24 protein-coding genes and 2 riboswitches are annotated in these 22,621 nt (G+C 64.7%); of the genes, 17 read left to right on the forward strand and 7 right to left on the reverse strand.

From position 1 onward, the window contains the following. Window positions 1–75: 75 nt before the first annotated feature. Window positions 76–513, forward strand: coding sequence for a hypothetical protein (locus QRN11_RS11340; RefSeq protein WP_285251034.1), 438 nt, complete (start codon window positions 76–78; stop codon window positions 511–513). Window positions 514–577: 64 nt separating this feature from the next. Here QRN11_RS11340 and QRN11_RS11345 read toward each other — a convergent pair whose 3' ends face one another. The 4 genes from QRN11_RS11345 to QRN11_RS11360 all read right to left on the reverse strand — a co-directional run bounded on the left by QRN11_RS11345 (window position 578) and on the right by QRN11_RS11360 (window position 3,004). Then, on the reverse strand, window positions 578–934 hold the full coding sequence (locus QRN11_RS11345; RefSeq protein WP_285251035.1) for a DUF5655 domain-containing protein: 357 nt from the start codon (window positions 932–934) through the stop codon (window positions 578–580). 57 nt (window positions 935–991) lie between these two features. Continuing rightward, the gene (locus QRN11_RS11350; RefSeq protein WP_285251036.1) at window positions 992–1,276 is read right to left on the reverse strand and encodes a DUF427 domain-containing protein; all 285 of its coding nucleotides are present in this window, start codon (window positions 1,274–1,276) and stop codon (window positions 992–994) included. 142 nt (window positions 1,277–1,418) lie between these two features. Then, on the reverse strand, window positions 1,419–2,537 hold the full coding sequence (locus QRN11_RS11355; RefSeq protein WP_285251037.1) for a type I restriction endonuclease: 1,119 nt from the start codon (window positions 2,535–2,537) through the stop codon (window positions 1,419–1,421). A gap of 107 nt (window positions 2,538–2,644) precedes the next feature. Continuing rightward, a complete protein-coding gene (locus QRN11_RS11360; protein ID WP_285251038.1) occupies window positions 2,645–3,004 on the reverse strand; it encodes a VOC family protein in 360 nt (119 codons plus the stop codon). A gap of 47 nt (window positions 3,005–3,051) precedes the next feature. Between QRN11_RS11360 and QRN11_RS11365 the strand changes: the two genes are divergently transcribed. The 4 genes from QRN11_RS11365 (at window position 3,052) to QRN11_RS11380 (ending at window position 4,640) form a co-directional block, all read left to right on the forward strand. Then, window positions 3,052–3,348 carry a hypothetical protein gene (locus QRN11_RS11365; protein WP_285251039.1) on the forward strand — a complete coding sequence of 99 codons (297 nt, stop codon included), beginning with the start codon at window positions 3,052–3,054 and terminating at the stop codon, window positions 3,346–3,348. A 33-nt stretch (window positions 3,349–3,381) separates the two neighbouring features. Further along, the gene (locus QRN11_RS11370; RefSeq protein ID WP_091424400.1) at window positions 3,382–3,696 is read left to right on the forward strand and encodes an ArsR/SmtB family transcription factor; all 315 of its coding nucleotides are present in this window, start codon (window positions 3,382–3,384) and stop codon (window positions 3,694–3,696) included. Continuing rightward, window positions 3,693–4,100 (forward strand): SRPBCC family protein, encoded by a 408-nt coding sequence (locus QRN11_RS11375; protein WP_285251040.1) that lies wholly within the window; start codon window positions 3,693–3,695, stop codon window positions 4,098–4,100. Before QRN11_RS11370 ends, QRN11_RS11375 begins: the two co-directional genes overlap by 4 nt. A 114-nt stretch (window positions 4,101–4,214) precedes the next feature. Next, window positions 4,215–4,640, forward strand: a complete 426-nt coding sequence (locus QRN11_RS11380) for an ester cyclase (RefSeq protein ID WP_285251041.1) — start codon at window positions 4,215–4,217, stop codon at window positions 4,638–4,640. 86 nt (window positions 4,641–4,726) lie between these two features. On the opposite strand, the gene QRN11_RS11385 is transcribed toward QRN11_RS11380, so the two are convergent. Beyond that, window positions 4,727–6,601 (reverse strand): Na+/H+ antiporter, encoded by a 1,875-nt coding sequence (locus QRN11_RS11385; protein WP_285251042.1) that lies wholly within the window; start codon window positions 6,599–6,601, stop codon window positions 4,727–4,729. A 182-nt stretch (window positions 6,602–6,783) separates the two neighbouring features. Beyond that, window positions 6,784–6,881, forward strand: a riboswitch (glycine riboswitch). Window position 6,882: 1 nt separating this feature from the next. Then, window positions 6,883–6,990, forward strand: a riboswitch (glycine riboswitch). A 52-nt stretch (window positions 6,991–7,042) separates the two neighbouring features. On the opposite strand from QRN11_RS11385, the gene gcvP reads away from it, so the two are divergent. From gcvP to QRN11_RS11445, 12 genes are all read left to right on the forward strand, one after another. Further along, complete coding sequence (gene gcvP, locus QRN11_RS11390; protein WP_285251043.1) at window positions 7,043–9,934, forward strand: aminomethyl-transferring glycine dehydrogenase; 2,892 nt, start codon at window positions 7,043–7,045, stop codon at window positions 9,932–9,934. Between the two features lie 4 nt (window positions 9,935–9,938). Further along, a complete protein-coding gene (gcvT, locus tag QRN11_RS11395) occupies window positions 9,939–11,072 on the forward strand; it encodes a glycine cleavage system aminomethyltransferase GcvT (RefSeq protein ID WP_285251044.1) in 1,134 nt (377 codons plus the stop codon). A 281-nt stretch (window positions 11,073–11,353) separates the two neighbouring features. After that, window positions 11,354–11,737, forward strand: a complete 384-nt coding sequence (gene gcvH, locus QRN11_RS11400) for a glycine cleavage system protein GcvH (RefSeq protein WP_285251045.1) — start codon at window positions 11,354–11,356, stop codon at window positions 11,735–11,737. Between the two features lie 11 nt (window positions 11,738–11,748). Continuing rightward, window positions 11,749–13,062 carry a serine hydroxymethyltransferase gene (gene glyA / locus QRN11_RS11405; protein WP_285251046.1) on the forward strand — a complete coding sequence of 438 codons (1,314 nt, stop codon included), beginning with the start codon at window positions 11,749–11,751 and terminating at the stop codon, window positions 13,060–13,062. A 98-nt stretch (window positions 13,063–13,160) separates the two neighbouring features. After that, window positions 13,161–14,588 carry an L-serine ammonia-lyase gene (locus QRN11_RS11410; protein ID WP_285251047.1) on the forward strand — a complete coding sequence of 476 codons (1,428 nt, stop codon included), beginning with the start codon at window positions 13,161–13,163 and terminating at the stop codon, window positions 14,586–14,588. A 13-nt stretch (window positions 14,589–14,601) separates the two neighbouring features. Continuing rightward, window positions 14,602–15,618: a lipoyl synthase gene (gene lipA / locus QRN11_RS11415; RefSeq protein ID WP_285251048.1), complete on the forward strand. Its 1,017-nt coding sequence runs from the start codon at window positions 14,602–14,604 to the stop codon at window positions 15,616–15,618. A 111-nt stretch (window positions 15,619–15,729) separates the two neighbouring features. Next, a complete protein-coding gene (locus tag QRN11_RS11420) occupies window positions 15,730–16,566 on the forward strand; it encodes a methylenetetrahydrofolate reductase (RefSeq protein WP_285251049.1) in 837 nt (278 codons plus the stop codon). Continuing rightward, window positions 16,556–18,043 carry a D-serine/D-alanine/glycine transporter gene (gene cycA, locus QRN11_RS11425; protein ID WP_285251050.1) on the forward strand — a complete coding sequence of 496 codons (1,488 nt, stop codon included), beginning with the start codon at window positions 16,556–16,558 and terminating at the stop codon, window positions 18,041–18,043. Before QRN11_RS11420 ends, cycA begins: the two co-directional genes overlap by 11 nt. Further along, the gene (gene purU / locus QRN11_RS11430) at window positions 18,040–18,972 is read left to right on the forward strand and encodes a formyltetrahydrofolate deformylase (protein ID WP_285251051.1); all 933 of its coding nucleotides are present in this window, start codon (window positions 18,040–18,042) and stop codon (window positions 18,970–18,972) included. Before cycA ends, purU begins: the two co-directional genes overlap by 4 nt. Before the next feature lie 6 nt (window positions 18,973–18,978). After that, window positions 18,979–19,197, forward strand: a complete 219-nt coding sequence (locus QRN11_RS11435; protein ID WP_285251052.1) for a hypothetical protein — start codon at window positions 18,979–18,981, stop codon at window positions 19,195–19,197. Between the two features lie 110 nt (window positions 19,198–19,307). After that, complete coding sequence (locus tag QRN11_RS11440) at window positions 19,308–19,544, forward strand: hypothetical protein (RefSeq protein WP_091421635.1); 237 nt, start codon at window positions 19,308–19,310, stop codon at window positions 19,542–19,544. A 39-nt stretch (window positions 19,545–19,583) separates the two neighbouring features. Beyond that, window positions 19,584–19,736 carry a hypothetical protein gene (locus QRN11_RS11445; protein ID WP_167344656.1) on the forward strand — a complete coding sequence of 51 codons (153 nt, stop codon included), beginning with the start codon at window positions 19,584–19,586 and terminating at the stop codon, window positions 19,734–19,736. A gap of 238 nt (window positions 19,737–19,974) precedes the next feature. On the opposite strand, the gene QRN11_RS11450 is transcribed toward QRN11_RS11445, so the two are convergent. Next, entirely contained in the window at window positions 19,975–21,381 is a 1,407-nt protein-coding gene (locus QRN11_RS11450) for a DUF3100 domain-containing protein (protein WP_285251053.1), read from the reverse strand. Then, on the reverse strand, window positions 21,378–22,604 hold the full coding sequence (locus tag QRN11_RS11455) for an amidohydrolase (RefSeq protein ID WP_285251054.1): 1,227 nt from the start codon (window positions 22,602–22,604) through the stop codon (window positions 21,378–21,380). The genes QRN11_RS11450 and QRN11_RS11455 overlap by 4 nt, the downstream gene beginning before the upstream one ends. Window positions 22,605–22,621 lie beyond the last annotated feature (17 nt).

Genomic DNA, 22,621 nt, shown 5'->3' on the forward strand with positions numbered 1-22,621 from the left:
GGGCTATTGGGTTCCTCATGCATATGGAATAGTGCGATAAATAACCGGGGGGTAAAAGTGGCCAAGAACAGGTGTTTGCCGAATATTGCAATGGTTGCTTTTCTTGTGGCCGTTCCGGTCGCGGGATGTGGCGCCAAAGAGCAACCGGGAGGTGAGAACTTACAAGGATTCAGCTCCATGGATGAGGCTTACACCGTCGTCAATGACGTCCTGGCCTGCGAAGCTGATCCTGTTGGTGATCCAATTGTGCCAATGGGCGATGGCATCAGGCTGGCCTCGGCGCAGAAATTGTGCTTTGAAAAGGTCCAGATAGACCTTTTTGCAGATGAGAAAGCATTTCGCGAAACCTACCAGATCTTGTCTGACTCCAACCAAGGCAAAATCCATCTAGTCCATGGGAAGAATTGGATGGTTGTCGACTTCACTGAAATAGCCACCGGCCAACCGTCAACGAGGGACATCGGACGCCTGGTCGAGGAGCTCAATGGCGAGTACGTCATCGTCGGCTCATAGCTGGAGCTGAGCCAATCAATTTGAGGAAAGCGACGATGCCGGCGCTTACGAAGCAGCCCACTGGTCAGCGTTGCTTCCGGCCCCACGCGGCTGAATCTTCAAACCAGCCCAGGGCGGCAACAGACTCAACGTCGGCTGGGGTGCGCACTTCCACCTGGTGGGTGTACTTGTCGTGACGAAACGGGATGACATTACGGACGAACGCGGCATAGTGCTCATCCCACATGTCCATGGTCAGGAGCGCTTTGCTCTTCGAAATGGGGGTGAGCCACGTGAACTTACGCGCCGCCCCGTAACTTACCTGGGTTCTTGAAAACTCTTCAACGATGTCGTCACCCAGCCCGGACATCCGCGCTGAAAGCGCGTCATAGATCTCCGTGAGCGCGCCGGGGAAAAGCTGCTGTGCATCCACAATCACCATGGTGGCCTACTTGAGCTGACGACGGCGGGAGGTTCCGCCGTCGTCCGTTGCCTGTTCTTAAGCCTCGATGGTGACCCCGCGCCAGAACGCGATCCGGTCCTCGATCTGTTTTGCCCGCGGCTTTGTTTCCGGGTAGTACCAGGCGGCGTCCATGTTCAGCTTTCCGTCCACTTCGAGTGTGTGATAGCTGGCCTTGCCTTTCCAGGGGCAGATGGAGTGGAAGTCGCTGTCCCTGAGGTAGTCGGCGTTGACGGCTTCGCGCGGGAAGTAGTGGTTGCCTTCCACCACCACGGTGTCCGTGGATTCGGCGATGACTTTTCCGTTCCAGATAGCCCTGGCCATGTGTTCCCTTCCGTAAGCGCCGCCGCGTTGAAAGACGGCGTGCGTCGTAGGGATACCAACGGCATGGCGGGCAGGAATGTTCCCGAACGCCAGCGTCGAAACGGCGTCTCGTTCAACCGGCCGCCGCCGTGATCCGGAAGTTTCAGTTGCTCGAGTTTCCCGTCGGGGTGCCAAGGTAACTCTTCACGCTGGCCCTGAGTGCTTCGGTATGCTCGTAAATCTCCTCGAGAGACGCAATGGGAACTCGCGTTTCTTCCTTGTTCTCGTCGAAGATCCCAATGTATTTTTGCGTTCTGTTGAAATGCAGCCGCGCGATCGGCTTCCGGTTATTGTCGTCCAGCAGCACCGCGAAATAGGACTTGGCATCACGCTGAACGACGCGGGCTGGTTTGACCTCACTGCAGACGATGGCGCGGACGATCTGGTAACCCTCGATCTCCTCCAGGGTGGTCTCCAGCCCGTCGGCCTCGGCCAGATCTGCTTCAGCCACCGGTGCGCTGGTCACTGTAGCTGCCGCCGTTATGTCTTCCGTTTGCGGGAACCCGGGAGCTCCCAAAGCTTTCTTGAGACGCTCGTTGACTTGGTCGTTAAGGAACTGCTTGGACGCCTTAGTTACGAGTGACGTGAATTGCTCGCGTACTTTTTGCGTGTATGGGCCTGAATAGACGCGGCCTGTCAGGAACTTGATCCATTCATCCTCGGGTTCTTTGAATTGTGCCGCCAGGGTCCGCTTCAATTCACCGATGTACTTCAGCTCACCGGCGGCGCTAATGATCGAGTCGAGGTCAAAAACGTCCTTGGACAGCTTTTGGAGCTCCGGGATCAGCGACTCGTCGAGGTCATTCAAGTCCAAGACCAAGAACGGCTTGGCGTCCATTCGATTAGGAGCGTCAAGATCGGTGAAGAACTGGTAGACCTCGCCATTCGTCAGGATCGCGATGCGCGCGTTCGTCACAGCAAAGTAGCGGAACAGCTGGGACGCATGCTCGATCTTCACGGGCTCAGTGGATTTCTTGCACTCAATAAGAATTTGAACTTCACCATCTTTGACGATCGCGTAGTCAATCTTCTCGCCCTTTTTCAGCCCCACGTCAGCGATGAACTCAGGAACCACTTCCATCGGGTTGAAGACGTCGTACCCAAGAATGGTTGAGATGAAGGGCATCACGAACGCGTTCTTAGTGGCCTCTTCAGTCTGAATGACTCCCCGCTGCTGGCGTACCTTTGCTGCCAACGCTGAAAGCTTTTCCGCTAACTCCATTTTTCCCCCTTGAAAAATCGCCGATGGTGCCAACCGTAGCGTAGGAAGAGGGAAAGTTGGAGCAACAAGTTCTGTTGAGTTTGCCGTTATTCTGCGGCTGAATTCCGCTACCGCGGGCTTTTGTCGATGACGCAGAACCTGTTCCCGTCAGGATCAGCGAGCACGATGTAGTCGGGGTCTTCCGGATACAGGTCCCAGTCCACGCGCTGGGCGCCGAGCGAGACCAGCCGTTCCACCTCCGCGCTCTGGTCATCCGCATACAAATCCAGATGGATCCGGGGATGTTCGTGGACCGGCGTCTCGCTCCGCATCAGTGACAGCTGCGCTCCAGGTCCCGACGCCGGCGCAAGGGTCACCCACGTCTCGTCACCTTGCTCCCTTGGGACATAGCCCAGGGCTTCGTGCCAGAAATCGGTGGCGGCGGCAACGTCGTTGACGCCGAGCACAATAGTTCCGATAGTCAACATCCGCCCAGCCTAATCCCGGCTGCTGCGGCCCGGCTAGACTCGCTTCCATGGGGGAAAACAATGCTGCCGAGCAGCCAAACACGCCAAAAAGAGTCAAAGTCCGTGCCGCCGTCGTGCCTCTTGCAGGCTTCGCCGCGGTGCTGGGAGGCGGGCTCATCGCCTTCCTGAACAGGGATTACGTGGGCTGGTTCGCGTATGCACCGCTCAGCAAGACGCCGTTCAGTGCCAACGGCGCTGTCCTGATAACCCAAGGAACCCAGATCGGCGTGGCAATCACCGTGGTGGGGCTGCTCCTGCTCGCCTTCTGGGCAGGGCACCGGATCGGCCGGAGAAGTCCCAGCTAGATATGTCGGAAATTTCCGACATATACTGATCCTGTGCTTCCTGATGTGTTCGGCGCTGTCTCCAACCCGGCCAGGCGCGTCATCCTCGACGAGCTGCGCCAGGGTCCCCGGACAGCGGGCGAGCTCACCGGGCTGTTGAACCTCAGCCGCTCGGCGGCCTCTGAGCACCTCGCCGTCCTCCGGGAGGCCGGGCTGGTCAGGGAAGAACGGCGCGGCCGCAACCGGCTGTACCACCTCCAGCCGCAAGGCCTCGCTGATATCGGCGGTTGGGTGAAGCACTTCGAGCACTACTGGAACCGGCGCCTCGACGCGCTGGCAGAACTTCTGGACGAGGAGAAACCGTCATGACCGAGAACGCCATCCGGCTCGAGCGCCGCTATCCGCACCCCGCGGAATCCGTGTGGGCCGCACTGACTACCCCGGAACTGCTGGCCCGCTGGTGGGCGCCGGGTGATATCGCGCCGGTCGTCGGCCACCGCTTCACCATGGACATGGGCTCATGGGGCCAGCAGCAATGTGAAGTCCTCGCCGTGGATCCCGGCACTTCCATCAGCTTCCTCTTCTCGGAAGGAATGCTGGATACCACCATCACCTGGCGGCTCGAGCCGGTGGACGGCGGCACCATCCTCCACCATGAACACGCAGGCTTCCGCCTCGACACCCCTATGGGCAAGCAGGCCATTGAAGGCATGGGCAACGGCTGGCCCGGACTGCTGGAACAGATTGACGGAGTCCTCGCCGGCGTCTCCTGACCTTCTACCGGAGTGCCGATAGGGGACTTAGAATTGCCCTCCACGGCACGCTTGTAACGGCGACACCTGATCCCATCCGAGCGCGAAACGCCGTGTACTAAGGGGAGGCCTGCCGTGGGAACTGACGACAATAAAGAGCTCGTGCGCCGCTTCTACGCCGAGATCGACGCCGGGAATATCGACGCGATGGATGACCTGGTGGCGGAAGATTATCTCGACCATCACCCGCCTTTTCCTGGACTGCCGGCAGGACGCGAAGGACTGAAGCAGGCCTTCCGCATCTTTCTTTCGGCTACGCCTGGCGTCCACGAGATTGAGGACCAGGTTGCAGAAGGGGACAAGGTGGTGACCAGGCTGACAGCTACCGGGCGGCATGTGGGCGAGCTTCCCGGACCGCTGCCTCCCACCGGCGCCCAGCTGAGGGAGACTGCAGTGGCCATCCATCGGATCCAGAATGGAAAGATCGTGGAGCACTGGTCTGACCGGGACGATCTTGGGCTGATGCAGCAGCTCGGCGTAATCCAATTGCCCGGGGCTTAGCCCATTGAAACTTCAGGTGACCGGACGACGGCGGGACCTTCCCGCCGTCGTCCCCTCACGGGAGCAGGCCGCACGTCAGCGGGCCATCACCCCAGCAGGTCGTCCTGATAGCACCAGCGCCAGTCCTCGCCCGGCTCGATGCTGCGCATGACAGGGTGCCCGGTAGCTTGGAAATGCCTTGACGCGTGCGTTCCGGGCGAGGAGTCGCAGCACCCCACTTGCCCGCAAGCCAGGCACATCCGCAGGTGCACAGTAGTGGTTCCTTCCCGCAGGCAGTCAGTGCAGAATGCGTTCCGCGGCGCCTCAAGGGGCCGGGCCTGCTCGAGGTGCCCGCATACACCGCCGGGCCTCGCGATGCCTTCGCCGCCGCCCTCGCCGGACGCATCCACCTCGTCCAGCGCCACGTCCAGCATCGATTCCTCAACATCCAGCCGCTCCAGGACATCGCTGAGGACCTCCTGCGCGTACTCGCCGCCGCGCCGCAGCTCCAGCACCTTGGCCCGTTCGGCCTCCAGCATGGCAAGCCGCAGCCGGGCATAACGCTCACTGGGGGTGGCTGTCTCCGCCGACGGCCGGCCCAGCCGTTCCCACGCCGCCAGCCCGCGCTCCTGCGTGCGCCGCTTCAGCATTGCCACCACCTCCGGCGGGTCGTCGTCCGTCCGCAATTCCTGCAGCCGGGTCACGCCGGCAGCGGTGGCGAGCTGCATCAGCGATGCCTTGTTCAACGCATCCTCGCGCTGGTCTGGGCCCTGGACCCGCAGCAGCCGGACCAGCGCCGGGAGGGTGAAGCCTTGCAGCGTCAGCGTGCCGCCCACCACCACAAGGGCAGCGAGGATCAGCACTGAACGGTGCTCCAGGTCCTCGGGCAGCACCAGCACCGCGGCGAGGGTGACCACCCCACGCATCCCGGCCCACGAGACGATCGCCGGGAACTGCCAGGGCGGCGACGGGTCGCTGCGCCGCACGGCAGGAATCAGGCGGGGGAGGTAGGTGGCCGGGAACACCCACACCGGCCGGAGTACCAGCACCGCCAGCAGGATCAGGGCGCAACCAGCCCAGATCCGGCCAGCACCCAGGGAATCGTCCTGGACGCCCTCGATGATGGTCCGGACCTGGAGCCCGATCAGCAGGAACACCGAGTTTTCCAGCAGGAACTGCACGGTGTTCCAGTTGCTGCGCTGGCTCAGCCGGGCGGCACCGTTGGGCATGGACGGCGCCTTTGTGCCCATCACCAAGCCAGTAACGACGACGGCGAGCACGCCGGAGGCGTGGATGGCCTCCGCCGGCAGGTACGCCACAAAGGGGGCGGCCAGGGACGTGGAAGTGTTGATCGCGACGTTCCGGATGCGTTTGCGCAGCATGGTCAGCACATAGGCCGCGGCCAGGCCCGCCACCAGACCGCCGCCCACGGCGAGCAGGAAGTCTCCGGCGATCCCGGCCGCGGACACGGACCCGGAGATGGCAGCGATCGCTGCCCGGAGGCAGATCAACGCGGTGGCGTCGTTGACCAGGGATTCACCTTCCAGGATGGTGACAATCCTGCGCGGCATCCCCACCTTCCGGGCGATGGATGTGGCAGCCACCGCATCCGGCGGCGCCAGCACCGCACCCAGGGCGATCGCTGCGGCCAGCGGAATCTCCGGAAACAGCCACCAGACCACCAGTCCCACCGTGATGGTCCCGAAGATGACATAGCCCACCGATAGCAGCCCGATGGCGCGGCGGTTGGAACCGAAATCGAACAGGGACGTCCGCAGCGCCGCGGCGTACAGCAGCGGCGGCAGCAGGCCCACGAGGACCAGCTCGGGGTTCAGTTCAATGTCCGGAACAAACGGGAGGAAGGAACCGATCACTCCCGCCAGCACCAGCAGCAGCGGCACCGAAATGTTCAGCTTCCGGCCCAGCGCACTTCCGGCGCACACCACCGCAACGAGAACCAGAAGTCCCAGGGCGATCTCCATTCGGCCATTGTCTCAGGCCCCGCCAAAGGGTGTCCCCGCCGGCGCCCCTAACGCGGAGGAGTCAGGACGACGGCGGGAGGTGCCGCCGTCGTCCGCCCGCCCGGCTGGGAGGCGCCGTTTTGCTTCCTGCCCCCGACTCCGGTAAGGTGTGAGCCGTGTCACCCACCAGTGGCACATGCTGATGATCTGCGGCGGGAGAGTCCTGCCGGTACGTTCTGCAGGCGCCGTAGGAGCAAATCCTCCCCAGGAATCTCTCAGGCCCACGTACCGCCGCGGCAAGGCAACTCTGGAAAGCAGTCCGGGCAACCGGGCTCACCGACGGTGCAAGCGGCGCCCTGCAAAACAGCAGGACAACGCAAAACTCTCAGGTCCAATACAGAGCGGGGAGGAACCCGAATCAACGTGGTGCTTCGGCACCACCTGAATTATGGAGTTCCTCTTATGACGGTTCAATCGTCCCCCACCACCTTCGCAGACCGCCATATCGGCGCGCGCCGCCAGTCCGACATCGACACCATGCTCAAGGCCGTCGGCTACGACACCCTCGATGGCCTCGTTGACAGCGCAGTCCCGGATTCTATCCGCCAGGACAAGCCGCTCACCCTCGAGAGCGCCCTCAGCGAAGTCGAGGTCCTCGCCGAGCTCCGTAAACTGGCCGGAAAAAACAAGATGGCCGTGCAGATGATCGGCCAGGGCTACTACGACACTGTGACCCCGCCGGTGATCCGCCGAAACATCCTCGAGGCCCCCGCCTGGTACACCGCCTACACCCCCTACCAGCCTGAAATCTCGCAGGGCCGGCTCGAGGCGCTGCTGAACTTCCAGACCATGGTGCAGGACCTCACCGCACTTCCCGTGGCCAACGCCTCCCTGCTGGACGAAGCCACCGCCGTGGCAGAGGCCGTGCTGCTGATGCGCCGGGCCAACAAGAACAAAACGGCCAAGGACGGCAAGACCGTCCTGGACGCCGACCTCCTCCCGCAGACCATCGCCATCGTGCTGGGCCGCGCCGAAGCTCTCGGCTTCGAGGTGGAAATCGCCGATCTTACGGACGGCCTGCCCGACGGCGATATCAATGGCCTGGTCCTCCAGCAGCCCGGCGTTTCCGGCCGCGTCTGGGACCAGACCGCCGTCATCGCCGAGGCCAAGGACCGCGGCGCGCTGGTTACCGTCGCCGCCGATCTCCTGGCCCTCACCCTGATCACGCCTCCGGGCGAGCAGGGCGCGGACATTGCCGTCGGCTCCACCCAGCGCTTCGGCGTGCCGTTGTTCTTTGGGGGACCGCACGCCGCGTACATGGCCGTCCGTGACGGCATGGAGCGCACGCTTCCGGGCCGCATCGTGGGTGTTTCCAAGGACAACGCCGGTGTCCCCGCCTACCGCCTGGCCCTGCAGACCCGCGAGCAGCACATCCGCCGCGAGAAGGCCACCTCAAACATCTGCACCGCGCAGGCGCTGCTGGCCATCGTCTCGTCCTTCTACGCCGTCTACCACGGCCCCGACGGACTGAAGGCGATCGCCGAAACCGTCCACAACAACGCCCGCGCCCTGGCCACCACACTGCAGATCGCCGGCCGCGAACTGGTATCCGACACCTTCTTCGACACCATCACTGTCCGCGTGCCCGGCAAGGCCGCCAAGGTGATCACCGCCGCCGAAGCCCGCGGCATCAACCTGCGCCTCATCGACGCGGACACAGTTGGCGTGTCCGTCGATGAAACCACGACGCCGGAGGTCCTCTCCGCGGTTGTTGTCGCCTTTGGTGCCGGTCCCATTGCGTCTGCCGAGGGTTTCGAGCTGCCGGCATCCGTGCAGCGCACCTCCACCTACCTGCAGCACCCGGTGTTCAACACCCACCGCTCCGAGACCCAGCTGCTGCGTTACATCCGCCGGCTCTCCGACCGGGACCTGGCGCTGGACCGCACCATGATCCCGCTGGGTTCCTGCACCATGAAGCTGAACGCCACCGCAGAGATGGAAGCCATCTCCTGGCCGGAATTTGCCTCGATCCACCCGTTCGCTCCGGACTCCCAGACGGTCGGCTGGCGTGAACTGATTTCCGTTTTGGAAGCAGACCTCGCCGAGATCACCGGTTACGACCAGGTGTCCATCCAGCCCAACGCCGGTTCCCAGGGCGAGCTCGCGGGCCTGCTCGCAATCCGCGGCTACCACCACTCCCGCGGCGAAGCGCAGCGCAACGTCTGCCTCATCCCGGCATCGGCGCATGGCACCAACGCCGCCTCCGCCGTCCTGGCCGGCATGAAGGTTGTTGTCGTCGCTACTGCTGCCGACGGCACCATTGACCACGCGGACCTGCAGGCCAAGATCGAGGCCCACAAGGACGTCCTCTCGGCCATCATGATCACCTACCCGTCCACCCACGGTGTGTACGATTCCGACGTCCGCGAGGTTTGCGATGCGATCCACGCGGCCGGCGGCCAGGTGTACGTTGACGGCGCGAACCTGAACGCCCTCGTCGGGTTGGCGCAGCCGGGCAAGTTCGGCGGCGACGTCTCGCACCTGAACCTGCACAAGACGTTCTGCATCCCGCACGGCGGTGGAGGACCCGGCGTCGGACCTGTTGCTGCCAAGGCGCACTTGGCACCGTTTATGCCGGGGGATGCGAACAACGGTTCTTCCGAAAACGCCGCGGCTGGTCACGGCGTCGCGATTTCCGCTTCCCGCTTCGGTTCCGCCGGTGTGCTGCCCATTTCCTGGGCGTACGTGAAGCTGATGGGCGGCCAAGGCCTCACCGAGGCCACCAAGTCCGCGCTGCTCGCTGCGAACTATGTTGCCGCCCGGCTGGACGAGCACTTCCCGGTCCTCTACACCGGTGAAAGCGGCCTCGTGGCGCACGAGTGCATCCTGGACCTGCGCGACCTGACGGCCAAGACCGGCGTCACGGCCGAGGACGTGGCCAAGCGCCTCATCGACTTCGGTTTCCATGCACCCACGCTGTCCTTCCCGGTGGCCGGCACGCTGATGGTGGAGCCCACCGAGTCCGAGGACCTCGCGGAGATCGACCGCTTCATCGAAGCCATGATCATCATCCGCAATGAAATCGACCAGGTGGCCGCCGGCGACTTCCCGGTGGAGAACTCACCGCTGCGCAACGCACCCCACACGGCAGCCGCCGTCGTCTCCTCTGATTGGGATCGTTCCTACCCGCGCGAGCAGGCCGCTTTCCCTGTGGCCTCGCTCCGCCAGGACAAGTACTTCCCGCCGGTGGGCCGCATCGACGGCGCCGCAGGGGACCGCAACCTGGTCTGCTCCTGCCCTCCGCTCTCCGAGTTCGAGGTTTCGACAAGCTCAACCACCGGATTGGAAGGCTGATCCCATGACTGAGAACTACACTGCGCTGTACGAGCAGCACAAGATCGCCGGCGCTTCCTTCACCGACTTCGGCGGCTGGCAGATGCCCCTGAAGTACAGCTCCGAACTGGCCGAACACCACGCCGTGCGCAACGCCGCCGGCCTGTTCGACCTCTCCCACATGGGCGAAGTCTGGGTCACAGGACCCGACGCCGCAGCCTTTCTGGACTACGCGCTGACGGGCAAACTGTCCGCCGTGGCCGTGGGCAAAGCCAAGTACTCGCTGATCTGCCAGGAAGACGGCGGCATCATCGATGACCTCATCACGTACCGCCGCGGGGAGCAGAAGTACCTGGTGGTCCCCAACGCCGGCAACGCTGCGGTGGTTGCCGCGGCACTGGCCGAGCGTGCTGCCAACTTCGACGTCCGCGTAGAGGACGTGTCCGCCCAGACGTCGCTGATCGCCATCCAGGGGCCGAACGCCGAAGCGATCCTGCTGAAGCTGGTCCCGGCCGAGCAGCACTCCTTGGTAACCGAGCTGAAGTACTACGCGGCCGTTGAGGTAGGCATCGCCGTCAACGGTACTGTCCAGGAACTGCTGCTCGCCCGCACCGGTTACACCGGCGAGGACGGGTTCGAAATCTACATCCCGAACGAGGACGCCGCCGGCCTGTGGGATGCCCTGCTGGAAGCCGGCTCGGACCAGGGGCTCATCCCCGCCGGCCTGGCCTGCCGGGACTCGCTCCGCCTCGAAGCCGGCATGCCGCTCTACGGCAACGAACTCTCCCGCGAAGGAAACCCCTACGCCGCCGGACTGGGTCCTGTTGTATCGCTCAAGAAGGAATCGGACTTCGTGGGCAGGGCCGTGCTGGCGGAGCTCAAGGAACTGGGGGCCGGTTCCACCTCCGGCCGCAAGCTCGTGGGACTCAAAGGCCTGGGCCGCCGCGCCGGCCGCAGCCACTACCCAGTCCTCAAGGACGGCAACGTGGTGGGCGAGGTGACCTCAGGCCAGCCGAGTCCTACCCTCGGTTACCCGATCGCCCTGGCCTACATCGACGTCGAACACTCCACACCAGGCACCGCCCTGGACATCGACCTCCGCGGCAAGGCAGAGCCGTTCGAAGTAGTAGAGCTCCCGTTCTACAAACGCCAGAAGTAACGCTCTTGCGTGACGCCGGGCCCGACCTCTCACGCGTGCTTGGGCCCACGCCGTCAGGGTTCCCTGGCCGAGCTTGCGAGGCTAGGGAGACGGTGGGGAGCACGCTGCCGGATGCCAGCCCCGTCGTCCCCATTGGTACCCCCGACGCTGCATCACTTTTCGCAGGGTTTAACGGAACGCTCTCTCACTTGATGCGGGTTTTGACCAAACGCTCTCTCACTTGATGTGGGGTTTGGGCTGACGCTCTTTCACTTTTCACACACCTACCTAAGGAAATACACATGGCAAAAGTTGTTGCTGAACTTAAATACTCGGCCGAGCACGAGTGGGTTGCTGCTGACGGGTCTGGGCCTACCGGCGTCGGGATCTCCGCTGTGGCTGCCGAAGCCCTGGGCGACATCGTTTACGTGGACCTGCCCGAGGTTGGCTCCACGGTGACCGCGGGGGAGACCTGCGGCGAGGTGGAATCCACCAAGTCGGTCTCCGACCTCTACGCACCCGTCACTGGCGAAGTGGTGGAGATCAACGACGACGTGGTCTCCGACCCCGCCCTGATCAACAACGATCCGTACGGCGCCGGCTGGCTGTTCAAGGTGGCCGTCACCGAAGAAGGCCCGCTGATGTCCGCTGAAGAGTACGCCGAAGCGAACGGCGGCGAACTGTGAGCGGCGCGGGCATGACAACGGCGGCGTTCGAGCAGGTAGTCTCCCCGTCGCTGGACGCGAACCTGTCCGCCCTGGACCCGGAGATCGCGGCAAAGATCGACGACGAACTCACCCGCCAGCGCGACGGCCTGGAGATGATCGCCTCCGAGAACCACACCGCCGTCGCCGTAATGCAGGCGCAGGGCTCCGTGCTGACCAACAAGTACGCCGAGGGCTACCCGGGCAAGCGCTACTACGGCGGCTGCGAGCACGTGGACGTCATCGAACAGCTCGCCATCGACCGGATCAAGGCGCTCTTCGGCGCGGAGTTCGCCAACGTGCAGCCGCACTCCGGCGCCCAGGCCAACGCCTCGGTGATGCACGCGCTGATCAAGCCGGGCGACACCATCATGGGCCTGAACCTGGCCCACGGCGGCCACCTCACCCACGGCATGAAGATCAACTTCTCCGGCAAGCTCTACAACGTGGTGCCGTACGGCGTCCGCGAAGATACCCACACGGTGGACATGGCCGAGGTGGAGCGCCTGGCCCAGGAGACCAAGCCCGCGCTGATCGTGGCAGGCTGGTCCGCCTACGCCCGGCAGCTGGACTTCGCAGAGTTCCGCCGCATCGCCGACTCCGTCGGCGCCTACCTGATGGTGGACATGGCGCACTTCGCCGGGCTGGTGGCCGCGGGGCTGCACTCGTCGCCGGTGCCGCACGCGCACGTCACCACCTCCACCACGCACAAGACCCTCGCCGGTCCGCGCGGCGGCATCATCCTGACCAACGACGCCGGCATCGCCAAGAAGATCAACTCGGCGGTATTCCCGGGCCAGCAGGGCGGCCCGCTGGAGCATGTGATCGCCGGCAAGGCTGTGGCGTTCAAGATCGCCGCGTCCGCCGAGTTCAAGGAACGCCAGGAGCGCGTCCTGGCCGGCGCCCGGATCCTGGCCGAGCGCCTGGTCCAGCCCGACGTCAGCGCCAAGGGCATCAGCGTGGTCTCCGGCGGCACCGATGTGCACCTGGTCCTCGTCGACCTGCGGAACTGCGAACTCGACGGCCAGCAGGCCGAGGACCGGCTCGCAGCCATCGACATCACGGTCAACCGCAACGCCGTCCCGTTCGACCCCCGCCCGCCCATGGTCACCTCCGGCCTGCGGATCGGCACCCCCGCTCTGGCCACCCGCGGCTTCGGCGAAGAGGCCTTCCGTGAGGTTGCTGACATCATCGCCGAGGCATTAACGGCCGACGCCGACACAGACCTTTCCGGCCTGCGTCACCGCGTCGACGCCCTCGCCAAAGCCCACCCGCTCTACCCGGGCGTCGCAAACCTCGCTAGTTGAGCAGTAGGTTTCGACAGGCTCAACCACCGGTGGTTGAGCCTGCCGAAACCGGTTTTTACAAGCTCAATCAACGCCCCACTTCTAGTTAGGAAACGCGCATGGCTGTTGGAGTCTTTGACCTCTTTTCGATAGGGATTGGCCCCTCTAGTTCCCATACTGTGGGGCCGATGCGGGCCGCTGCCGTCTTTGCCGAGGAGCTCAAAGGCCTGGGCAAGCTCGCGGACGTTGCCTCCCTGCGGGTGGACCTGTACGGGTCGCTCGCGGCTACGGGGCACGGGCACGGCACCATGACCGCGATCCTGCTGGGGCTGGAGGGCTTCCACCCGGAGCTGATCCTGCCGGACGAGGTGGAGGAACGGCTGGCGGCAATCGCCAATACCGGCACGCTGCAGTTGGCTGGCGCGGTCGCACTGCCGTACGGGGTGAAGGACATGGTGCTGCGGCCGCTGACCGTCCTGCCCCGGCACACCAACGGCATGACCTTCACTGTGTCCGACGCCGACGGCAACGTCCTGCACACCGCCACGTTTTTCTCGGTGGGCGGCGGGTTCATCGTCCGCGAAGGCGAGGAAGACGCGGCGCAGCAGGAACTCGAGGAGTCCAAGAAGGAACTGCCGCTGCCCTTCCGCACTGCCGCCGAACTGCTGGAGCACTGCCGGGAAACCGGTCTGGGCATCAGCGACGTGATGCGCGTCAATGAGGAGGACAGCCGCACTCCCGAAGAGATCCGCGCAGGCCTGCTGCACATCTGGTCGGTGATGGAGGACTGCGTGCAGACCAGCCTGAAACGCGAAGGCGTGCTGCCCGGGGGACTGAAGGTCCGCCGTCGTGCCCCGGACTGGTACGACCGGCTGAAGAAGGAAAGCTCACGGCCGGACGATGAAGGCCAGGACCAGGACTTCTATGACCAGAAGTATTGGCAGGAGTGGGTTAACTTGATCGCCCTGGCGGTCAATGAGGAGAACGCGTCCGGCGGCCGGGTGGTCACTGCACCCACCAACGGAGCGGCGGGGATCATCCCGGCGGTCCTGTTTTACGCGCTGCACTTCGCGCCGGGGATGGAGAACGCAAGCCAAGAGGACCGCGACGACGTGGTGGTCAAGTTCCTGCTCGCTGCCGGGGCCGTCGGGGTGCTGTACAAGGAGCAGGCGTCCATCTCAGGCGCCGAGGTGGGGTGCCAGGGCGAAGTGGGATCCGCGTCGTCCATGGCGGCAGCAGGCCTGGCCGAGGTAATGGGCGGAACCCCGGCGCAGGTGGAGAACGCGGCGGAGATCGCGATGGAGCACAATCTGGGCCTCACCTGCGACCCGATCGGCGGCCTGGTGCAGGTGCCGTGCATCGAACGGAACGCGATTGCCGCGGCGAAGGCCATCAACGCCGCGAAGATGGCGCTCTGGGGCGACGGCTCCCACCGCGTCTCGCTCGATGAGGTCATTGTGACCATGCGCGAGACCGGCAAGGACATGAGCTCCAAATACAAGGAAACGGCCATGGGCGGCCTCGCCGTCAACGTCGTCGAATGCTGAAGGAAGTACAGAAATGACATTGGCACCTGAAGGCCGGAAGCTTTTGCGCGTTGAACAGCGTAATTCTGCTGTTCCGGTGGAGCGCAAGCCGGAGTGGATCAAGGCCAAGGTCCAGATGGGTCCGGAGTTCGTCGGGCTCAAGAACCTGGTGAAAAAGGAAGGCCTGCACACGGTGTGTGAGGAGGCTGGCTGTCCCAACATTTTTGAGTGCTGGGAGGACAAGGAAGCCACGTTCCTGATCGGCGGGTCCGAGTGCACGCGGCGGTGTGATTTCTGCCAGATCGATACCGGCAAGCCGTCCCCGGTGGACATGTTCGAACCCACCAAGGTGGCCCGGTCCGTGCAGGCCATGCAGCTGCGCTACGCCACCGTCACCGGCGTGGCCCGGGACGATCTGGCGGATGAGGGTGTGTGGCTGTACGCCGAGACGGTCCGGAAGATCCACGAGCTGAACCCGGGCACCGGGGTGGAGTTGCTGATCCCGGACTTCTCCGGCAAGCCCGAGCATATCGCCGCGATCTGTGATTCGAAGCCGGAGGTGTTCGCGCACAATGTGGAAACCGTGCCAAGGATTTTCAAGCGGATCCGGCCGGCGTTCCGGTACGAGCGGTCCCTGGATGTGATCACGCAGGGCCGGAACCTGGGCATGGTGACCAAGTCCAACCTGATCCTGGGCATGGGCGAAACCCGTGAAGAGATCTCCGAAGCGCTGCGGGACCTGCATGAGGCGGGGTGCGACCTGATCACCATCACCCAGTACCTGCGCCCGTCCGAGCGGCACCTGCCGGTGGACCGGTGGGTCAAGCCGCAGGAGTTCGTGGACCTGCAGGACGAGGCCATCGAGATCGGTTTCCTGGGCGTGATGTCCGGCCCGCTGGTGCGCTCCTCCTATAGGGCCGGCCGGCTCTGGGCCACTGCCATGCGCAAGAAAGGCCGGGACATCCCCGCCGAACTCGCCCACATCGCCGAGGGCATCCAGGACTCCGGAACCACCCGCCAGGAAGCCAGCTCACTGCTCGCCGCTTCCTGAACCACAACGCGGGGTCACATCCGGCCCAAAAAACCGCCAACATCGGGCCGGGAGTGACCCCGCGTTGCAGTCCGGAACGGATGACCCATACCTGATGCATAGACAGGACCAATGAAGTTCCCCATCAGAATCGAAATCATCCCTGCCCAGGGAATCGTGGAGCAGGTTCAGGCCCTGGTGCCCAGGACCACCACGCTCAGCGTCACGTGCCTGCCGCACCACGGCATCGAACGGACCATGCGCACCGCGGTGGAGCTCAGCGATGCCGGCTACACCGTGGTGCCGCACCTCGCCGGCCGGAGCATCAGCAGCCGGGCCGAGCTCACCGAAATTGTCCGCGGCTGCGATGCAGCGGGCATCCGCGAAGTCTTCGTTATTGGGGGAGACCGGAAACAACCGGCCGGCGTCTATGACTCGGCGCTTCCGGTCCTCGAAGACATCGCGCAGTACACCGGCGGGACCATGCGGGCCGGTGTGGCAGGCTACCCCGAGGGCCACCCTGCGGTGAGCCCGGTAGACCTGCTGGACGGGCTGCTGGCCAAGCAGCACCTGGCCACCCACGTGGTCACCCAGATGTGCTTTTCCCCGGAGAAAATCCACGACTATGCGGCGCTCCTGCGCCGTGAAGGCGTTCACCTTCCCGTCTGGGCGGGTGTGGCGGGGGCCGTCCCGCGGACCAGGCTGGTGGCACTCGCCGGGCAGATCGGCGTCGGAAGTTCCCTGAAGTTCCTCAGCCGCAAAGGCCCGCTGGCCCGCAAACTCCTCAGCGGCGACCGTTACTCGCCGGACAGCCTGATCGCCGGCCTGAAAAGCCAACCGGGCAGCATCGCCGGCATCCACCTCTACAGCTTCAACAGCCTTGACCCGGTCCCAGCCGGACCGGAGCAAACATCCACTACCGCAGCACTTCAACCAACGATGATTCGAGGAGCAGCACGTGAGCACTAAACCCGTAACAACCCACCAGGAACCGCACTTGGAGCGGCAGCTTACCAACCGGCACATCCAGCTGATCGCCATTGGCGGCGCCATCGGCACGGGCCTGTTCATGGGCTCGGGCAAAACCATCTCCGCAGCAGGTCCGTCCGTCATTTTCGTCTACATGATCATCGGCTTCATGTTGTTCTTCGTGATGCGGGCCATGGGCGAACTGCTGCTGAGCAACCTGAACTACAAATCCTTCAGCGACTTCGCCGCCGACCTGCTGGGCCCCTGGGCGGGCTTCTTCACCGGCTGGACCTACTGGTTCTGCTGGGTAATCACCGGAATCGCGGATGTGATCGCCATCGCCGGCTACTCCAAGGAACTCTGGCCGGGGCTGCCGCTCTGGATCCCGGGCCTGGCCACCGTGGCCATCCTGCTGTTCCTCAACCTGGTGACGGTGAAGGCGTTCGGCGAGACCGAGTTCTGGTTCGCGCTGATCAAGATCATCGCCATCGCGGCGCTGATCATCGTGGGCATGTTCATGATCTTCACGGGCTTCCAGTCCGACGCCGGCCCTGCCACCTTCACGAACTTGTGGAGCCACGGCGGGATGTTCCCCAATGAATTCATGGGTTTTGTGGCCGGCTTCCAGATTGCGGTGTTCGCGTTTGTGGGCATTGAACTGGTGGGCACCACCGCCGCCGAGGCGAAGGACCCCGAGAAGAACCTGCCCAAGGCCATCAACTCCATCCCCATCCGCGTACTCCTGTTCTACGTGGGCGCCCTGATCATCCTGATGTCCGTCACCCCGTGGACCCAGTTCCAGGCCGGCCACAGCCCGTTCATCGCCATGTTCTCCCTGGCCGGCCTCGGCGCCGCCGCCACCGTAGTGAACCTGGTGGTCCTCAGCTCGGCGATGTCCTCGGCCAACTCCGGGATCTACTCCACCTCCCGCATGGTCTACGGCCTGGCACAGGAAGGCGACGCGCCGTCAGTGTTCCGCCACCTGTCGACCCGAAAAGTGCCGCAGAATGCCTTGTTCCTCTCCTGCGTGCTGCTGCTCTCCGGCGTAGTGCTGATGTACGCGGGCCAGGACATCGGCAAGGCCTTCGAAATGGTGACTACCGTGTCCGCCGTCTGCTTCGTGTTTGCCTGGTCCATCATCCTGGCCAGCTACCTCGCGTTCCGCCGCCGCCGCGCCCACCTGCACGAGGCGTCCAAGTACCGCATGCCCGGCGGGATCCCGATGGTGTGGATAGTGTTCGCGTTCTTCGGCTTCGTCCTCTGGGCCCTCACCACCCAGCCGGATACCCTGCTGGCGTTGCTGGTCACGCCGGTCTGGTTCCTGGTGCTCGGCGCCGCGTGGCTGGTGCTGCGCCGCCGGCCCGCACACCTGGCCCGTTACGAGACGTTCAAGTCCGAGCTTGCCCAGGACCTGGACACCGAGGCGTCCACCATCGGCCGCGACTTCGGAGCTGTGGAAGACGGGGCCAAGAAATGAGCACGGCGCTCGAAGAGCCAGCCCCCGCGGCGGCTGCGGCAGCTGGGGAACCTGCTGCCGCCGTCGAACATATCCTGACCGTTGACTGTGCCGAATCGCCGGGCATTGTGCACGCGGTGTCGGCGTTCCTGCTCGAGCACGGCTGCGACATCGTCGACATCAAGCAGTACGGGGACAAGGCTCAGGGACACTTCTTCATGCGGGTGCACTTCGCCTCGGACTCGTCCGAAGGCAGCCTGGAGGAACCTCTCACCACCGAGGACCTGCGCCGGCAGTTCGGGCCTGTGGCGGAGAAGTGGCAGATGAACTGGAAGCTGGAGCCGCAGGGCCGGAAACGCCGTGTGCTGGTGATGGTGTCCAAGATGGGGCACTGCCTCAACGACCTCCTGTTCCGGGCGCGCACGGGTGACATCCCGGTGGAGATCGTCGCGGTCGTCTCGAACCACCGGGACCAGGAAGGCCTGGTGCAGTGGCACGGCATTCCGTTCTTCCACGTGCCGGTCACCGCTGCCACAAAGCCCCAGGCTGAGGCGCGGCTCCTGGAACTGGTGGATGAGCTCGACGTGGAACTGGTGGTCCTGGCCCGCTACATGCAGGTGCTCAGCGATGAGCTCTCGGTCAGGCTGGCGGGCAAGACCATCAACATCCACCACTCGTTCCTGCCTAGCTTCAAGGGCGCCAAGCCCTACCACCAGGCGTACGAGCGGGGCGTGAAGACTGTGGGTGCCACCGCGCACTACGTCAACGCGGAACTGGATGAGGGCCCGATCATCGCGCAGCAGGTCATCGAGGTGGACCACACTTACACGGCGGACGACCTGGTGGCGGTGGGCCGGGACGCCGAGTGTGCTGCCCTCCGGAATGCCGTCCGCTGGCATTGCGAGGGGCGGATCCTGCTGCTGGGCAACCGCACGGTCATCCTCCGGTAGGCGCGAATGTTCCTTACTGAATTGCACAGTTGGCGGCGCGTTTCCTGGAATGCCCTGCCGGTGGGACAGTGGGTGCGCCTCTCACGGGACGGCGTGCCCCTGGGCTGCGGCGTGGTGGACGGCACCACACCCGACGGCTCCATCATCTGGGTGGTCATGGACGGCTGGGCCGAGCGCCGGATGTTCCACCGGGAGGACTTCGTCAAAGTAGAGATTGCGGGCTAAGCCCCTGGACAACGGCAGCGGACGACGGCGGGAGGTACCGCCGTCGTCCGCTTTGCCCTTTTCGCCGTTCCCGTCATTGACCGCCCGCCGCCGAGCCGCAACGATGAAGTATGACTGACGCAGCTGATACCGGTGCCCCTTTTGACGACGACAACATGGAGGAGGTTGACGCCGTGGAAACCGCCGAAAGCATTGCCGAAGAGGTCAAGGACGAGATCCGGCTGGGCCATGTGCAGGACGACGTAAGCCACGTGCTGGAGGAACGCTTCGATGAGGCGGGAATCAACCTGCGCCCCGAAGCGGTGGACGACCTCGCCGAGGAAATTGAGCGGGACGCCTCGACCTAACCCGGCATGCGCGGTCCGGGATTGGCCTAAGCTTCCCCTATGGGACTAATCATCACACTGCTTATCATCTGGCTTGTTCTGTCGATCCTGGGCTTCGTGATCAAGGGCCTGCTGTGGCTGGCGTTCATCGGCCTGATCCTGTTTGTGGCCACCGCTGTCTGGGGCTGGCTGAAGCGCAGAACCAGCGTCTGACGCGCTCCAGCCCAAAGACCGTGCGGGCCGGAAACGGCAGGCAACAACCTGGATTAGTGCGCTGGCCGTGTTGGGCGCATGGTTCCTTCCGCCTTCGGGCGCGGAGCAATACCAGTGGTCCAGGTGGCCCGCACCCTTACTTCGGACGAGCCGACGATTAAAGCAAGCGGACGACGGAGGGAGGTCCCGCCGTCGTCCGCTTTGCTGTGGACCGGCTGTCGGGAGTCTCGGTCCGGAGTCAGTGCCAGAGGCCAAGGGCGAATTCCGCGATCACCGTGGAGAGCAGGAACGACGCCGTGACGGCCACCAGGCCCACGGGGATGATCTTCCAGCCAATGTTTTTCAGCAACGGGATGTCCTTGCCCAGCGACAGGCCCGCCAGGGTCAGCATCACGGTGGCGATGGAGAGGAAGTCGACGGTCTTGACCGCGGCATTCAACGGTTCCGCCGCGAAGAACCACGGGCTGGAGATGTAGGCGCCAATGGTGGTGATAAAAACGATGGCCGAGATCTTCCGGGTGGCCTTCGCCAGCGCGATGCTGACCAGGACCAAAACCAGCATGATCACGTAGCCGGCTACGATGCTGAGGCTGAAGCCCTTCGCCGCCACCGACGCCGTCGCGATGCCCAGGACCGTGAGGACCGAGAGGGACAGCCAGAGCGGCAGTTTCATGGCTGCCGCGGACTCGGCCACGCGCTCACGGAACCGCCGGTTTTCCTCCGCCTGGGCGGCTTCGCGGTCCATGTCTTCCGCGGTACGTGCTGCCGCTGCACCGGCGGAAGCCCCGGCAGCGCCGGCCGGTGCACCAGCCGTCACGGCAGCGTCTTCGCGTGCGGTCTGCTTGCGGGTGAGGAGCCGGTAAAACCGGTCGGCCAGCGGCAGGGCGATGTAGATGCCCACGTAAACGCCCAGGACCGTGGTGATCAGGTTGGACACGGCCGCCATGCCCAGGACGGCTTCCTGGTCCGCCGGGTAGCCGGCCACGATGCTCGCGGCGGACGCCGCCATCATGGAGCCGGACCCCACGCCGGCGCCCATGGCCAGGGCCAGCGGATCGAAGATCTTCCAGTTGGCCACGAGCGAGGTGAGGAGCGTGATGTAGACGGCGCCGAACAGCGTGCCGAACACGTACATGGCCAGCACGCCGCGGTACTGGTCCGAATCGGGGCCGTACTTCTCCGACACCATCGCGAAGGAGGGCTCGCGGTCCAGCGAGAACGTGGCGCCCACCGTTGCCGCGCCCATCCTCAGCAGCACAGCCAGGGGGAGCGCCAGCACGATGGTGCCGAGCAGGTGGCCCACCTCCTGGAGGAGCAGCGCGGGTCCGGCCTTGAGCAGGGTGGGCAGGCTGGGTCCGATGTTGAACGCCAGCCGGGCCACCAGGAGCAATACGGCCACGCCCACCAAGGCTGCCGCCACCCGCTGCAGGTCGATGCCCAGGGGCTTGACCTTCTGGATCGAGACCAGCAGGCCCAGGATGAGGCCCCACACCATGGGGAAGATGATGATGGAGCCGATTCCCACATCGATCTTCACCTGCCCAATGAACTGGACCGCCACGGCGATCACCAGGGCCAGGGCGGCGATCGGGATGGTCAGCTTGGCCCCGGCCCTATCAGCCCGGGCTGCTTTGGTGGTGCTCATGATGTGCCTTCCTGCGTGAAAGTACGACGGCGGTACGCAGCTTTGATGAAGCGGTCCCGTTCGGTGGGGGTTGAGGCGGCGGCCGCGGCGGTCCAGGCCAGCGCGACCGCTGCCTCGAACATCACGCCGTACGCCCCGGGAGTGTCCGCAAGTGCGGCAAACGCGTGCGAGTGGATGGGCACGTCCGCACCCGGGATGCTCAGCCACGGGTGCAGGGACGGGATGACCTGGGAGATGTTGCCCATGTCGGTGGAGCCGCCGCTGAGGCCGGACGACCGCGACGTGTCTTTGCCGAAGGCATCCATCGCGTCGGTCCAGTGCGCTGCGAGGGCGTCATCCTGGAGCAGCGGTTCGTACAGGGGTTCGGCTTCCTCGATGGCCAGCGTTGTGCCGGTGGCCAGCGCGGCGCCTTCGAAGCAGTTCCGGACCCGCTGGTGCAGGGCCTCGTATTCCGGCAGGGTGAAGGCCCGGCATTCGAACTGGACCACCGCCTTCTCCGGAATGATGTTGGTGACGTGCCCGGCCTCGGCCACGAAGCAGGCGATCCGGTGGTCGCTGGGGATCTGCTGGCGCAATAGGCCGATGGCCACCTGGCTCAGCACCGCGGCATCGGCCGCGTTGACGCCCTGGTGCGGGGCTGCCGCGGCGTGGGCCGCCTTACCGGTGAACGTCGCCTTGTAGCGGCCCACCGCTTGGGCGCTGGTGCCGGTGGGATTGTAGGTGAGCCCGTCCTGGACGGGGTGGACCATCAAAGCCAGCCCGACGCCGTCGAACGCTCCTCGCTCCAGCATCAGCGCCTTGCCGCCGCCATGCTCCTCGGCGGGAGTGCCGATGGCCTTCAGCGTGATGCCGAGCTCGTCCACCAGGGGGAGAAGGGCGAGGGCGGCGGCCACCGAGGCGCCCGCGATCAGGTTGTGCCCGCAGGCGTGGCCGATGTCCGGAAGCGCGTCGTACTCCACGCACAGCGCTACCGTCAGTTCGCCGCTGCCTGCGCTCGCCGAGAAGGCGGTGGGAAGGCCTGAGGTGCCACGCTCCACCTCGAAGCCGGCCTCCTCCAGCAGGGCGGCAATCGCGTGGGCGGAGCGCACCTCCTCAAAGGAAATCTCCTTGAACGCGTGGATCTCCTGCGCCAACGCCTGGACGCGGGGTTTCCAATGGTCGACGCCGTCTGCCAGGGCGCCGCGAAGGGCCGCCGGGGCGGGGGATGGGTTGGTCAGTTCCATGGGCATCTTCCTTTGGG

This window comes from Pseudarthrobacter sp. fls2-241-R2A-168, from assembly GCF_030209335.1.
Lineage (GTDB): Bacteria > Actinomycetota > Actinomycetes > Actinomycetales > Micrococcaceae > Arthrobacter.

Excerpts from the sequence above, each read along its gene's own strand:
- QRN11_RS11345 (WP_285251035.1), bottom strand. The coding sequence starts at position 934 with ATGGTGATTGTGGATGCACAGCAGCTTTTCCCCGGCGCGCTCACGGAG.
- QRN11_RS11350 (WP_285251036.1), bottom strand. The coding sequence starts at position 1,276 with ATGGCCAGGGCTATCTGGAACGGAAAAGTCATCGCCGAATCCACGGAC.
- QRN11_RS11355 (WP_285251037.1), bottom strand. The coding sequence starts at position 2,537 with ATGGAGTTAGCGGAAAAGCTTTCAGCGTTGGCAGCAAAGGTACGCCAG.
- QRN11_RS11360 (WP_285251038.1), bottom strand. The coding sequence starts at position 3,004 with ATGTTGACTATCGGAACTATTGTGCTCGGCGTCAACGACGTTGCCGCC.
- QRN11_RS11365 (WP_285251039.1), top strand. The coding sequence starts at position 3,052 with ATGGGGGAAAACAATGCTGCCGAGCAGCCAAACACGCCAAAAAGAGTC.
- QRN11_RS11375 (WP_285251040.1), top strand. The coding sequence starts at position 3,693 with ATGACCGAGAACGCCATCCGGCTCGAGCGCCGCTATCCGCACCCCGCG.
- QRN11_RS11385 (WP_285251042.1), bottom strand. The coding sequence starts at position 6,601 with ATGGAGATCGCCCTGGGACTTCTGGTTCTCGTTGCGGTGGTGTGCGCC.
- gcvP (WP_285251043.1), top strand. The coding sequence starts at position 7,043 with ATGACGGTTCAATCGTCCCCCACCACCTTCGCAGACCGCCATATCGGC.
- gcvT (WP_285251044.1), top strand. The coding sequence starts at position 9,939 with ATGACTGAGAACTACACTGCGCTGTACGAGCAGCACAAGATCGCCGGC.
- gcvH (WP_285251045.1), top strand. The coding sequence starts at position 11,354 with ATGGCAAAAGTTGTTGCTGAACTTAAATACTCGGCCGAGCACGAGTGG.
- glyA (WP_285251046.1), top strand. The coding sequence starts at position 11,749 with ATGACAACGGCGGCGTTCGAGCAGGTAGTCTCCCCGTCGCTGGACGCG.
- QRN11_RS11410 (WP_285251047.1), top strand. The coding sequence starts at position 13,161 with ATGGCTGTTGGAGTCTTTGACCTCTTTTCGATAGGGATTGGCCCCTCT.
- lipA (WP_285251048.1), top strand. The coding sequence starts at position 14,602 with ATGACATTGGCACCTGAAGGCCGGAAGCTTTTGCGCGTTGAACAGCGT.
- QRN11_RS11420 (WP_285251049.1), top strand. The coding sequence starts at position 15,730 with ATGAAGTTCCCCATCAGAATCGAAATCATCCCTGCCCAGGGAATCGTG.
- purU (WP_285251051.1), top strand. The coding sequence starts at position 18,040 with ATGAGCACGGCGCTCGAAGAGCCAGCCCCCGCGGCGGCTGCGGCAGCT.
- QRN11_RS11435 (WP_285251052.1), top strand. The coding sequence starts at position 18,979 with ATGTTCCTTACTGAATTGCACAGTTGGCGGCGCGTTTCCTGGAATGCC.
- QRN11_RS11440 (WP_091421635.1), top strand. The coding sequence starts at position 19,308 with ATGACTGACGCAGCTGATACCGGTGCCCCTTTTGACGACGACAACATG.
- QRN11_RS11445 (WP_167344656.1), top strand. The coding sequence starts at position 19,584 with ATGGGACTAATCATCACACTGCTTATCATCTGGCTTGTTCTGTCGATC.
- QRN11_RS11450 (WP_285251053.1), bottom strand. The coding sequence starts at position 21,381 with ATGAGCACCACCAAAGCAGCCCGGGCTGATAGGGCCGGGGCCAAGCTG.
- QRN11_RS11455 (WP_285251054.1), bottom strand. The coding sequence starts at position 22,604 with ATGGAACTGACCAACCCATCCCCCGCCCCGGCGGCCCTTCGCGGCGCC.